Below are 13,346 nucleotides of genomic sequence, written 5' to 3' on the forward strand. Positions count from 1 at the left end.
GAAATGAGTAAACGTAGCCGTTTGATTCTCATTCTCGTGGTACTGGGCGTTTGTTTTGCTTTTTTATGGCCTTCTCTCGGTTGGTACGTGCGTACCCCGAAAGAAGTTCAGGCATTGGCCCTCGGCTCACTTGAAAAGATTAAAGATTATTCAAATGTTATGGCGAGTGCGGACGTAAACGCGCTGAAAAAACTCGCCCGTGAAAATCCTTCCGCCGCTGTTCCCGAACAGTATGCGTGGCTTGAAAAAGCCGCCCGCAAGAATTATAAAGATGATAAAAAATCCATTCCGTCTCCGCTGACTGTCCGCGACGTACTGTTGTCTTACACGAGCGAACAGGAAGTGCTTACCGCAATCGAATCGCGTTACCGCAGTGAGATTCTGAAAGCAAAGAATCTGTACAACAATTCGGTCAAGCTCGGACTCGACTTGTCCGGCGGTATGAGCGTGGTCGTTAAAGCTGATCTCGACGCCGCCGTTGCGCAGGCGGGAGACACGGTGACCGACGTCGCCGCGTTTAAAACCGAAGCCATGACGCAGGCGATTGAAACGCTTACCAGCCGTATCGATCGTTTCGGCCTGACCGAACCGGTTATCCGCCAGCAGGGCGAAGACCGCATTTATATCGAAATGCCCGGCGCCGCCGAAACGGATCGCATCAATTCCATCATCATGGGAAAGGGTATTCTGAATTTCCGTTTGGTGGATTCGGAAGCGACGAATTCTTTTCTGGAATATTACACGGCGAATCCTACTTCTACGTTCAACGCTTCCGGTGAACTGGTCAATCCCGGTATCATTCCTGCGGATTGCGAAGTTATGGGATTGTACACCAAAGACGATTACGGTCTTGACGAACGTATCGGATATCTGGTCGTAAAAAAAGAAATTGCGCTTGAAGGTCGCCATATCAAATCGGCGGACGTCGGTACCGACGGCATTTCGAGCAAACCGCAGGTCAACTTCGTGCTCGACAGCACCGGAGCCGAGATTTTCGGTAATTTTACGAGCGCGCATACCGGCGAAAGCCTTGCGATCGTTTCCGACGGAAAAATCAAATCGTACGCGCGTATCAACGAAGCCATTACCGGCGGACAGGTCGCGCTTTCCGGTTTCGGACTCGACGAAGCGCAGAATATCAAAAAAGTGCTGCAGACTGCGTGGCTGAGCGTGCCGCTGACCGTTGAAAGTCAGCAGGTCGTCGGCGCTTCGCTGGGTGATAAAGCCATCAATCAGGGAATCAACGCGCTGGTGTTCGGTCTGCTTGCCGTTATGGTGTTCATGCTGATTTGGTATAAAGGTGCGGGTATCAACGCGATCGTCGCGCAGGTTTTGAACCTGTACATCATGTTCAGTATCCTGTCGGCGTTCAACCTGACGCTCACGCTGCCGAGTATTGCCGGTATGATTCTGACTATCGGTATGGCGGTCGACGCGAACGTTATCATATTCGAGCGTATTAAAGAAGAATTGCGTTTGGGCAAAAGCCGTGCGGCTTCCGTTGCGGCCGGATTTGAAAACGCGTTCTGGGCGATTATGGACTCGAATATCACCACGTTTATCGCCGCCATATTCCTGTCGCAGCTCGGTTCCGGTCCGATTCAGGGCTTCGCCGTCAGTTTGGCGATAGGCGTCGTTTCTTCAGTCTTTACCGCACTGGTCGTATCACGGCTGATGTTCGACTTCGGTACCGACGTGTTCAAAAAACAGAAACTCAGTATCAGCTGGAGGATAAAATAATGAAAAAAGTTCTCCGTTTCAGCAAATATGTCGTGCTGTGCGCCGTCTTGAGCAGTGCGGTCATTTTAAGCGGTTTATATCCGCTGTTGACGAAAGGCATCAATCTGGGTATTGATTTCAAACCCGGTCTGGTTGAGGATATCCGGGTTGCGCCCGCGGCGATTGAACTTTCGTACGACGGTTCCGCATCGGTTGCGGTTGAAGTCAATCCGTCGAACGTTTCCCTGATCGTAAGCGGTGCCGGCGCCGAAAACACGACTGCCGTGTATCCTTTTACCGAATATCGGACGGCCGGTGATCTTGCCACCGCGATGTCCGCGATTGCGGGCGTTACGGCAAAAGCGGTGAACGGGACGGTTCCCTCAGCCGGGCTGTTCGCAAACTCCGCCGTTTCCACCGTGCTGTCTTCTTCCGTGTACCGGCTGTTTTACAGCGACGGTACGCAGCTTGCTTCCGTTGACGAAGTGCGCGATGCGCTTGCCGGATTGAGCGATGTTTCCGTAAAAGAAGTAGGTTCCGGAGCGGCTGCCGTTTATCAGATCCGTATCGGAGACGACGGCGACGAAGCGGCCGGCAGTTCCAATATGCAGCTTGCCGTTGCGACCGCTTTGGACGAAGCGTTCGGGCACGATACGGTTGCCGTCATTAAAACCGACTATATAGGTGCCCAGTTCTCCGATTCGTTGGTGTTCCAGTCGATTCTGTTGGTTGCCGCCGCGCTGTTCCTGATTTGGGTATATGCGACGATTCGTTTCAAATGGGACTTCGCGCTTGCTTCGGTTGTCGCGATCATTCACGACGCGCTGATCATTCTGGTTTTTATCACTTGGTCGCAGATGGAATTCAATACGGTAACGCTTGCCGCCATTCTGACGATTATCGGATACGGTATTAACGATACGGTCGTAGTACTCGATCGTATCCGTGAAAACATGCGCAAAGTGAACGTCAAGAATTTTATGGATATCGTCGACTTGTCGCAGAGCGATTGCTTCGGCCGTACGATTATCACGACGAGTACGACGCTGCTCGCCGTCATTTCACTGTTCGTGTTTACGTCGGGCAGCATTAAGGATTTTGCGCTCGCGCTGATCGTGGGTATGGTTTCAAGTGCCTATTCGACGGTCATGATTACGAGTGCGTTCCTGAAAGTGACACGTCGCAATTGGAAACCTTCCGATGAAATGAAAGCGGTTCCCGCTGTGAAAGCGGATATCGTTTCGTTTCCGTCGGGTGAAGAAGTCTGAAAAACGGCGGCGCCGGTATGCGATACCGGTTGCCGTCTTTTGTATAAGCGCCGCGCCGTACGGTTTCCGTTCGGCAGCGGCGTTTTTTATTACCGGGCCGCAACCGTTTGCGCGGAAAACGCGGTAGACGTTCGGCGCTTCCTTTTGTATACTTGACGGCATGATGCATATTCCGACCGTTATCCGTGCCGATATTTTAGGGTACTGTATGGGTGTGCGGCGCGCCGTTGAAGCGGTTGAAAACGCGCTTGCCGATTACGACGGGCGGCGGGTGTACACGCTCGGTCCGCTGATTCACAACAAAACGGCTTTGGATTCTCTGGCCGCGCGCGGCGTGCAAGTGTTGGATGCGGAAGACATGCACCGCGTGCAAAGCGGCGACGTCGTCGTAATCAGGGCGCACGGTGTTCCGCCGGCAGTCCGTGCGCAGCTTGCCGCGCGCGGCTGTACCGTTATAGACGCGACTTGTCCGCGCGTTCTGCTCAGTCAGCGGCGTGCCGCCGATTTTGCGGCAAAAGGGTACACGGTCGTCATTGCGGGTGATAAAAACCACGGCGAAGTAACCGGCATCGCCGGTTACGCGGCTGATCCGGCGACCGGAGAAAGCCGCTGTCTGCTGGTCGAAAACCGTGAAGACGCGCAGCGTCTCGTTGCGGCGCTGACCGAAACGGCGCGTGCGGCCGGCGCTCCGCAGGTAAAAGTGGTGCAGCCGGTAAAAGCGGTGCTTATCAGTCAGACGACGATCAGCCGCAGCGAATACGACGCGATTGCCGGCGTGCTGCGCGCGGGGATTACCGATTTACGGGTATTTAACACGATCTGCCCCGCGACGATGGAGCGACAGGAAGCACTGCGCGACTTGTGCGTTCAGGTTGACGGCGTACTGGTCGTGGGCGGTAAGAATTCCGCGAACACCAGCCGTCTGCTTATGAGCGCGCGCGAACTGTGCCGCCGCGCCGCGTTAATAGAAACCGCCGACGAAATACCGCCCGATTTCCGCAGTCTGGACCGAATCGGGCTTACCGCCGGCGCGTCTACTCCCGACGCGGTGATAGACGCTGTTGAAGCGTCCCTGCGGGGTGATAACGTATAAACGATGTTTACCCGGCCGTTTTTCGGCCTCGCGGACGAAACATGGTCTGACGAAACTCGGGCTAGCGAAACGCGGTCAGTGCACGGTTTCGGATGCCGTTTCATAACTTTTCGTTACGTCGATCCAGCCGGGGTTTCCGGTAAACAGCTCCAATTCGCCGGGAGTCAGTTTGATCGCGCTGTTGCGGCTGCCGCACGCGGGATATACGTAGTCGAAACGGCGCAGCGATTCGTCGAGGTATACTTCGGCTTGATGATGTACGGCGAACGGACACACTCCGCCGGCCGGGTGTCCGGTGAGCGGTTCGACTTCTTCCGGTTTGAGCATAACCGCTTTTGTATGAAAACGCGCTTTGAATTTGGCGTTGTCGGTTTTGACGTCTCCCGCCATTACGATAAGAACGGCTTTTCCGTCGACAAGAAAAGACATCGTTTTTGCAATGTGCGCTTCGGCACAGTGCAGCGCGGCGGCGGCTTCGGTTACTGTGGCGCTCGATACGGGAAATTCCTGAATCCTATCCTGCGCGCCCCAGCGGGATAAATATGTTTTTACGGCTTCAACGGACACGGCGTCCTCCTGAAAAAACTATAACACGATGTGCGTGCGCCGGTAAAGTACGCGCGCCGGTAAAGTACGTGCGCTGATACGCGGCATACGCGCGCTTGACATCTTCGGCATGCTCGGACGGTTTGAATCCGTCTTTACTTTTCCGCGGATTATTGATATATTTTTAACCATACGAGGCGTTTTCAGCCGGGCCGGTTTCAAAACGCAATCTACTTGTAATTTCACAGAGGAGTCCGCAATGATTAAGACAGTTAAGGACATTGAGCTGAAAGGTAAACGCATTATCATGCGCGTTGATTTTAACGTACCCATGAAAGACGGTGTCGTTCAGGACGATACCCGCATTCAGGCTGCGCTTCCTACTATTAAATACATACTCGAACAGTCGCCGCGCAGTTTGGTGCTGATGAGCCACTTGGGCGATCCTGCCAAAGACGTTAAAAAGGCCAAAGAAAAGGCCGAGAAAGCGGGCAAAACGTTTACCGCTGCCGACGAAGAAGCGTTTATCAACGGTAAAAACCGCATGAAGCCGGTTGCCGAATATCTTGCGAAATTGCTGGGAAAACCGGTCGTATTTGCGAATTCCTGCTTCGGCCAGAAAGCAGCCGTCGACGCGCTGAGCGCGGGCGGCGTTATGATGCTGGAAAATACCCGTTTTCATGCCGAAGAAACGGCGAAAGATATTGAAGTACAGAAAAAATTGGCAAAAGAACTTGCTTCCTACGGCGACGTGTTCGTAAACGACGCGTTCGGCACTGCGCACCGCGCGCACGCTTCTACGGCGACTATCGCCGATTTTATGAAAGTGAAGGTCGGCGGTTTCCTGATGGAAAAAGAAGTCAAATATCTTGAGCCGATGGTAACCAATCCGCCCAAACCGATGGTCGCTATCATCGGCGGTGCAAAAGTTTCATCAAAGATCGCCGTTCTTGAAAGTCTGCTGAAAAACGCTTCTGCTCTGATTATCGGCGGCGGCATGGCGTATACGTTCTTAAAAGCGCAGGGCCACACGATCGGTAAATCGCTGGTTGAAGACGATTTCATCGACACGGCGAAAAGCCTGCTGAAAGCTGCCGACGCGAAAGGCGTTAAGATCATTCTGCCCGTCGATCACCTCGGTGCAGCCGAGTTCAGTCCCGACGCGAAAGCCGTTTCGATCGACGGTATTGATATTCCTTCAGAGCTGATGGGCATGGACGTCGGACCGAAGACGCTGGCAATTTATAAAGACACGATTCTGAACGCGAAGTCCATCGTCTGGAACGGACCGGTCGGCGTGTTTGAGTTTGAAGCGTTTGCAAAAGGTACCGGCGAAGTCGCCCACCTCGTTGCCGAAGCAACCGGCAAAGGCGCTGTAAGCGTCGTCGGCGGCGGCGATTCGGTTGCGGCTGTAAACAAGTTCAATTTGGCGTCAAAAATGAGCCACGTTTCTACCGGCGGCGGCGCGTCGCTTGAATTCCTGGAAGGAAAAACGCTGCCCGGTATCGCTGTTTTGGAAACAAAGTAAAGTTCATTTCCAAAACACAAGTTCATGTGAACTTGCAAGTTTTGGAAACAAAGTAAAGTTCGTTTCCAAAACACAAGTTCATGTGAACTTGCAAGTTTTAGAAACGAAATAAAGTTCGTTTCTAAATCACAAGTTTGTACGGATTTGCAGTTTTTGAACGCCGCCGGTATTGCGCCGAGCGGCGTTTTTCGTTTGGAGTATTTTGTGACGGTAAACGAAGAGTTAAAGGAAACGCTGCGCGCGCTGGCGGACGCGTATGAAACCGCAGATTTTTCCGCCGGGGATCCGAGCTGCGTTTTGAAACGGTATGCGGATCGTGCCGACGCCGAAGCCGCCGCGTTTATCGCCGCCATGCTGTCGTTCGGCCGCCGCGAACAGTTTTTGAAAAAAATATGTCATATTCTCGATCTTTCGGATAAAGCCGGCGGACCGGCTGAATGGCTCAGAAGCGGCCGGTATGAGACGGATTTCATTCCTCCGGGGGCGGAATACGAGGCGAAATTTTACCGGTTTTATTCATATGCGGATATGCTCGATTTATTCAGCGCGCTGCGCCGTATATTGCAGTGTGCGGATACGCTCGGTTCGTATTTTGAAAAGGAATACGGACGCGTATGCGCCGAATGTGTGCAAGCGTGCGGTTGTTCCCGCACTCCGCAGCGTCCGCCGCATCTGGCTGAAACGGTATCGCGCGCATTTTGCGGTTGCGCCGTGGTGCCGCAGGGTAAAAATTCGGCGAACAAGCGGATTCACATGTTCCTGCGCTGGATGGTGCGGCGCGATTCACCCGTTGACCTCGGATTCTGGCAGTGGTACAGCCCGGCGGAGCTGCTGATACCGCTGGACACGCACGTGGTGCAGGAATCGGTAAAACTCGGTTTGCTGCCCGAATCCTGCGCGGGAACGGCAAAAACGGCGGCGCTGCTTACCGAACGGTTAAAACAGGTGTGGCCTGACGATCCGTGCCGGGGTGATTTTGCGCTGTTCGGACTCGGCGTAGACGAAGGCGTCCGCTGACGCCGGAAATCCGTTCATTGACACGATGTTCGTATTCAGTTATTATGCACGATATACGTTTTTTTGTATAAATATGCATATTGGAGCATCGAGTGACTAATACGCTGAAAAAAATCACGATTTTGGATTCAACACTGCGGGACGGTGCGCAAGGCGAAGGTATCAGTTTTTCCGTTCAGGATAAAATTCATATCGTTCAGGCGCTCGACGAACTGGGAGTGTCGTATATCGAAGCGGGAAATCCCGGTTCAAATCCCAAAGATCTTGAGTTTTTTCAGGAAATCCGGAAAATTCAGCTTAAAACGGCACGGCTCGCCGCGTTCGGTGCGACTCGGCGCAAGGATATTTCCTGTGCGGAAGACGCCAATCTGCAAAGTCTGCTTTCCGCGGAAACCGATACGGTGGTCATCTTCGGCAAGTCGTGGGATTTTCAGGTAACCGAAATCCTGCGCGCGACGCTTGATGAAAATCTGGCGATGATCCGCGAAACCGCAGCTTTTCTGAAAGACGCCGGACGGACAGTCATATACGACGCCGAACATTTTTTTGACGCCTGGAAAGCGAACCGCGAATATACGATTAAAACGCTTGAAGCTGCCGTAGCCGGCGGTGCTGCCGTGCTGTCGCTGTGCGATACCAAAGGCGGTTCGCTGCCGCTTGAAGTGTTGGAAATAACGCGCGAGGTTACGGCGTTGTTCGGCAGCCGAGTCGAGATCGGTATTCACACTCACAACGACGCGGGTCTCGCCGTTGCCGATTCGCTGATGGCCGTTGAAGGCGGTGCGCGGCACGTGCAGGGGACGCTGCTGGGGTTCGGCGAGCGAACGGGGAACGCGAATCTGTCGGCGATTATCGCCGATCTCGAGCTGAAAATGAACTGCCGGTGTCTGCCGGACGAACGGCTGCCGCTTTTGACGCCGATCGTGCGCCGCGTTGCCGAAATTGCGAATATCAGCGTGGATCCGGGGTTGCCGTACGTGGGCGGCAACGCGTTCGCCCATAAGGCGGGAATGCACATCGATGCGGTGACCAAAAATCCGTCGGCGTACGAGCACGTTGCGCCGGAAACAGTCGGCAACGATCGTGTGTTTCTGATGAGTGAAGTTGCCGGGCGTTCCACTATTATAGAAAAAATTCGTAATTTTGATCCGTCCGTTACCAAATCGAGTCCGGTTGTGAGCGATATTATCAAAAAAATGAAAGATTTGGAACATGCCGGCTATCAGTTCGAAGGTGCGGAAGGCAGTTTCGAGCTGTTAGTGCGCAAAAATCTGGGTAAATACAAGCCGTTTTTCAAACTGCATTATTATAAAACGATCGGTGAAAAACCTCCGCTCGACGAAACGCTGTGTTCGTTCGCGCAGCTCAAAATTGAAGTGGACGGTCAGATTGAAATTACCGCGGGCGAGGGCGACGGTCCCGTGCACGCGCTCGACGTTGCGCTGCGCAAGGCGCTCGAGCGGTTCTATCCCGCCGTAGCGCAGATCCGGCTTACCGACTATAAAGTGCGCGTACTCGATTCCAAAACGGCGACGGCGTCAAAAGTGCGCGTTTTAATCGAAAGTTCCGACGGTACGGATTTATGGACGACGGTGGGCGTTTCTTCCGATATCATGGAAGCGTCCTGGCTTGCGCTCGTGGATTCGTTTGAATATAAGCTTATCAAGGATATCGAGCGACGGTTCAAGACGTTTCTGTGAATAAAAATGCGGCAGCGGCGGAAAATTGCTTGTTTTCGTGTTATACTTAAAGCTGTTGCAGGATTACCGTTGCCGTAATTTGCAGTTGATAAGGAGACATCATAAAAACCGCCTATAATATCGTCGGTTTTTATCTTTTATAAGTTTGCGTTGCAAACTTTCTTATCAAGTGCAGCTTCTCACTTTGCTGCGAAGCTGCGTAAAAAGCCAAGTCGGAAATTGACAGTTCCTCCTTGCCTTTTTATGGGAGAACGTATGAAATACCGTGTGGCTTTTTTATTTTTGCTGGTACTGTTGGTTCCGTGTGCGGCGCAAACGTCGGTTACGCCGGATGATCGCATATTGTCTCAGACTGACATAGATTCTTTTATCAAAAATTACGATAAAATTGAAGCCGAATTCGATTCGTGGGCTGACGTCGAGTTCGACGAAGAAGACGGTGCGTCGATTGCCGAAGTGATGGCGGCGTATGATTTGTATGATAAAGCCGGAGCCATACTGCGGAAATACGGATTCGATTCGATTTATCCGTTGGAAAGTTTTGCCCGGATTATGAGCGTTCTGAGTTTGGAATATATTTGTCAGGAATTTAACGTACTGATGCGTGATGACCCGTCTGTGGCCGCGTACGGTAAAACGATGATAGCGCAGTACGAAACGCAACTTGCGGCGTACAACGCGGCGGATCGGGAGCTGGTGCGTAAAAACATGTCGCAGTTACAACTGATAATTGAAGACGAAAGGGACTGAAATCGGCCCGCATATCATTGACAGAATTGCGGCGTTTCTATATACTATTGGAGTTCCGCAATGCGGTGCAACGGGCAATAGCGCAGTTGGTTAGCGTACAAGTCTGGGGGACTTGGGGTCCCGGGTTCGAATCTCGGTTGCCCGAACGAAAGGTAACTTCTTGTAATGAGGAGTTACCTTTTTTTATTTTAATCGGCAGCCGCCGATCGTGCGGTGTACCGGCGGCTGCTAGCCCGGATTGGAGCAGTGAAAGGTGCAAAAGCGCGCTTTTGCACCTTTCAGGCCGAGGCGCGAAGCGGCGAGGGCCGAGCGCGAGCGGACTGCGGAAAGCCGGTTTGCGGAAAGGAAGTAAAAATGAGTAAACATATTGCTATCATTACGGGTGCCAGCGGCGGGCTAGGTAAAGAATTTGCCGCATTGATGGTGCGTGAAAACCTGGACGAGATTTGGTGTGTGGCTCGCAGTAAAGACAAACTGAATGCCGTAAAGTCGGAGTTCGGAGAAAAAATCCGCGTTTTGCCTTTTGATTTGTCAAAACAGGATAGCATACGGCTACTTAGCGAGTTGCTCAATGCCGAGTCGGTCAACGTGGTGTACTTGATCAACAATGCCGGAATCGGCGAGAAATTAGGTTCTTACAAAGAAATGACGGTAGAAAAGAGCTATGAAACGATTCAGCTGAACTGTTCTGCCGTTGTTGCGTTGTGTACGGTATGCATCCCTCATATGCAAAGAGGCAGCAGAATCATCAACGTTTCTTCCCAATCCTCTTTTCAACCGGTACCGTACATAAATCTGTATGCGTCGACAAAGGCATTCGTAACAAGTTTTACAAGAGCGTTGAATATGGAGCTGAACGGAACGGGCGTAACGGCTACTGCGGTATGTGCCGGCTGGGCAGATACCGATATGCTGCCTAAAACATTGAACGGAAAGACAGTCAAGTATCCCGGGCTTGTTTCACCGAAGCTCGTTGCAGCGCAGGGGCTCGCTGATGCAAAAAAAGGCAGGGATATGTCCGTGTGTACTCTGTACGTCAAGTATATGCGTTTGTTATCAAAGATATTTCCGCATAAAACGGTTATGCGAACGTGGATAAAAAGCGTTTCCCAATATCTGGAATAAATCGTATACAGCATTGTGTTATAATATTCCATCCTTGATAAATAGAGGTTTTTCATAAAGGAAAGAGTGCGTGTCCGTTTGTTTTCGTAAAACTGCTGCTTGACAACGGCGCGGAGGTAAACGCACAGGACGCGAAGCGGCGAGGGCCGAGCGCGAGCGGGCTGCGGAAAGCCGGTTTGCGGAACGGTGCGCTTCATAAAAATAAAAGGCTGATAAAACTGAGACTGCGGCGATATCATAACCGATAGTGGTGTGCGAAGCCGTGCTTTTTGCTGCGCGGGCATACTGCCGTCGGCTTGCTTTTTTCCGGAGAAATGGGTAAGATTACGGTAATTCGTAAGTACTTCTGGCGCTCAGATGGAATGAACCATCGTGAAGTTTCTGATAAAAAGCCGCACGCCTGGGCTTAAAAGTATTCAGCGGAACGCCGTACCGCTTCCGTGAGTTTAATAGGAGTAATGATGTCTACACCGCTTCAAAAGTACTTGTCCGGTACCTCGCCGGACAAAATCAGTCCCGCGTTTACCGCATACGTTGCAAATCTGCAGGAAGTCGCCGCCGTCGGACCTGAAATCGCCGCTTCAATCGTAAAAGAGCTCGAAGCGCAGCGTTCCCATCTGAAACTGATTGCAAGTGAAAACTACTGTTCGCTCAACGTCCAAGCGGCGATGGGCAACTTGCTAACCGATAAATATGCCGAAGGATATCCGTCTCATCGTTATTACGGCGGCTGCAACAATATCGACGACATTGAAAGCGCTGCCGCCGAAGAAGCGAAGGCGCTGTTCGGTGCCGAACACGCGTACGTACAGCCGCATTCCGGTGCGGACGCGAATCTGGTTGCGTACTGGGCGATTCTTTCGGCAAAAATCGAAGCGCCGATTTTGGAAAAAATCGGTGAAACGAATCTGAGCAAACTGACTGATGCGCAGTGGGCCGATTTGCGCGCGAAGCTCGGTAATCAGCGTCTGATGGGACTCGACTATTATTCCGGCGGACATTTGACGCACGGCTACCGGCAGAATGTGTCTGCCCGTATGTTCGACAGTTATTCGTACACCGTCGATAAGGAAACGGGGCTGCTCGATTACGACGCGATTGAAAAACAGGCGATGGAAGTCAAGCCGCTCATCCTGCTGACCGGTTACAGTGCGTATCCGCGCGCGATCAACTTTCGCCGCTTCCGCGAAATTGCGGATAAATGCGGCGCCGTGCTGATGGTGGATATGGCGCATTTTGCGGGACTGGTGGCGGGTAAAGTTTTTACCGGCGACGAAAATCCTGTTGCCTGGGCGGACGTCGTAACGACGACGACGCACAAGACGCTGCGCGGACCGCGCGGGGCGATCGTGCTGTGCAAGGCGCCGTTCGCCGAATTCGTAAACAAAGGCTGCCCGCTGGTACTCGGCGGCCCGCTCGCGCACGTTATGGCCGCGAAAGCGATCGCTTTCAAAGAAGCGCGCACGGATTCTTATCGGCAGTACGCGCATAAAGTGCAGGAAAACGCCCGCGCACTCGCTGCCGAATGCCTGAAGCTCGGCTTAAAGTTGCAGACCGGCGGAACCGACAACCATCTGATGCTGATAGACATTCAGTCGACGCACGGGCTGACCGGCCGTCAGGGTGAAAACGCGATGTTTGAATGCGGAATCACGCTGAACCGCAACAGCCTGCCGTTTGATCCGAACGGCGCTTGGTGGACGAGCGGACTGCGCGTCGGCACGCCGGCGGTTACGACGCTCGGTATGGGCGCCGCTGAAATGAAAGAAATTGCTTCTATTATAAAGCTTGTTCTCGACGGCACGAAGCCGGCTATGACCGAAAAAGGTACTCCGGCAAAGGGTAAAATCGTTATCGAGCCGGCCGTTCAGGCGGAAGCAAAAAAACGGGTTGCCGCACTGCTCGGCAAATTCGTGTTGTATCCCGAATTGGATCTCGATTTCCTGAAAGCGGAATTCATCAAATAGCGCAGGGTATGCGGAAACGGGCCGAACGAGAGCGTTCGGCCCGTTTTTTTTGCAACATATTGCAGTACGGACTTGTGCCGATATCATCGTAACGCCGGTTATTCGGCGTCGTAATCTATCAGCGTTAAAACGGGAGTAGGGTCGAGCACCTGCCGGTAATGCAGGAACGGCAAGCCGACGACGCCGAGAAAACTCGCTACGGTTGCGCCGCCTTGTTCTATGAGCGTGCGCGCCGCTTTCAGTGTTCCGCCGGTCGCGATCAGATCGTCTATGACGATAATTTTTTGACCGGGTTTGATGTCGTCCACGTGCGCTTCGATTTCAGCTGTGCCGTATTCAAGCGAGTATTTGCACGAATAGGTTTTGCCGGGAAGCTTGCCTTTTTTGCGGATAAGAATGAGCGGAAGCTTGAGGCGGTCCGCGAGCGGAGCTGCAAACAGAAATCCGCGCGATTCGATGCCGGCGATTGCGTCGGCACCGGCTGCTTTGCAGCGCTCGGCCAGACGGTCTATACAATACGTAAACGCATCCGGCTGCACCAATACGCCGGTAATATCGTAAAATAAAATTCCCGGTTTCGGAAAATCGGGGATCCGGCGTATCGCCTTATCAAGCATTTCCAGATTACTCATT

At 52.7% G+C, this 13,346-nt stretch carries 11 protein-coding genes, 1 tRNA gene and 1 riboswitch; of the genes, 10 read left to right on the forward strand and 2 right to left on the reverse strand.

Going from position 1 to position 13,346, the window contains the following annotated elements; all coding sequences use genetic code 11:
* Positions 1-3: 3 nt before the first annotated feature.
* The 3 genes from secD (at position 4) to ispH (ending at position 4,080) form a co-directional block, all read left to right on the forward strand.
* Complete coding sequence (secD, locus tag TREBR_RS04220) at positions 4-1,740, forward strand: protein translocase subunit SecD (protein WP_013757985.1); 1,737 nt, start codon at positions 4-6, stop codon at positions 1,738-1,740.
* Positions 1,740-2,987: a protein translocase subunit SecF gene (secF, locus tag TREBR_RS04225; protein WP_013757986.1), complete on the forward strand. Its 1,248-nt coding sequence runs from the start codon at positions 1,740-1,742 to the stop codon at positions 2,985-2,987. The genes secD and secF overlap by 1 nt, the downstream gene beginning before the upstream one ends.
* Positions 2,988-3,147: 160 nt before the next feature.
* Positions 3,148-4,080, forward strand: a complete 933-nt coding sequence (gene ispH, locus TREBR_RS04230; RefSeq protein ID WP_013757987.1) for a 4-hydroxy-3-methylbut-2-enyl diphosphate reductase — start codon at positions 3,148-3,150, stop codon at positions 4,078-4,080.
* A 75-nt stretch (positions 4,081-4,155) separates the two neighbouring features.
* Here the strand turns inward: ispH and TREBR_RS04235 are convergent, their stop codons facing one another.
* The gene (locus TREBR_RS04235) at positions 4,156-4,647 is read right to left on the reverse strand and encodes a YbaK/EbsC family protein (protein ID WP_013757988.1); all 492 of its coding nucleotides are present in this window, start codon (positions 4,645-4,647) and stop codon (positions 4,156-4,158) included.
* Positions 4,648-4,885: 238 nt separating this feature from the next.
* Between TREBR_RS04235 and TREBR_RS04245 the strand changes: the two genes are divergently transcribed.
* From TREBR_RS04245 to TREBR_RS04275, 7 genes are all read left to right on the forward strand, one after another.
* Entirely contained in the window at positions 4,886-6,154 is a 1,269-nt protein-coding gene (locus TREBR_RS04245) for a phosphoglycerate kinase (RefSeq protein ID WP_013757989.1), read from the forward strand.
* Positions 6,155-6,358: 204 nt separating this feature from the next.
* On the forward strand, positions 6,359-7,171 hold the full coding sequence (locus TREBR_RS04250) for a TIGR02757 family protein (RefSeq protein WP_013757990.1): 813 nt from the start codon (positions 6,359-6,361) through the stop codon (positions 7,169-7,171).
* Between the two features lie 92 nt (positions 7,172-7,263).
* Complete coding sequence (gene cimA, locus TREBR_RS04255) at positions 7,264-8,871, forward strand: citramalate synthase (protein WP_013757991.1); 1,608 nt, start codon at positions 7,264-7,266, stop codon at positions 8,869-8,871.
* Between the two features lie 255 nt (positions 8,872-9,126).
* On the forward strand, positions 9,127-9,621 hold the full coding sequence (locus TREBR_RS04260; RefSeq protein ID WP_013757992.1) for a hypothetical protein: 495 nt from the start codon (positions 9,127-9,129) through the stop codon (positions 9,619-9,621).
* Positions 9,622-9,692: 71 nt separating this feature from the next.
* A tRNA-Pro gene (locus TREBR_RS04265) sits at positions 9,693-9,766 on the forward strand.
* A gap of 209 nt (positions 9,767-9,975) precedes the next feature.
* A complete protein-coding gene (locus TREBR_RS04270) occupies positions 9,976-10,746 on the forward strand; it encodes an SDR family NAD(P)-dependent oxidoreductase (protein WP_013757993.1) in 771 nt (256 codons plus the stop codon).
* Positions 10,747-11,078: 332 nt separating this feature from the next.
* Positions 11,079-11,159, forward strand: a riboswitch (ZMP/ZTP riboswitch).
* 48 nt (positions 11,160-11,207) lie between these two features.
* Positions 11,208-12,713: a glycine hydroxymethyltransferase gene (locus TREBR_RS04275; RefSeq protein ID WP_013757994.1), complete on the forward strand. Its 1,506-nt coding sequence runs from the start codon at positions 11,208-11,210 to the stop codon at positions 12,711-12,713.
* 98 nt (positions 12,714-12,811) lie between these two features.
* On the opposite strand, the gene TREBR_RS04280 is transcribed toward TREBR_RS04275, so the two are convergent.
* A complete protein-coding gene (locus TREBR_RS04280) occupies positions 12,812-13,345 on the reverse strand; it encodes an adenine phosphoribosyltransferase (protein ID WP_041610328.1) in 534 nt (177 codons plus the stop codon).
* Between the last annotated feature and the right edge of the window lies 1 nt (position 13,346).

Source organism: Treponema brennaborense DSM 12168 (genome assembly GCF_000212415.1).
Classification (GTDB): domain Bacteria; phylum Spirochaetota; class Spirochaetia; order Treponematales; family Treponemataceae; genus Treponema_F; species Treponema_F brennaborense.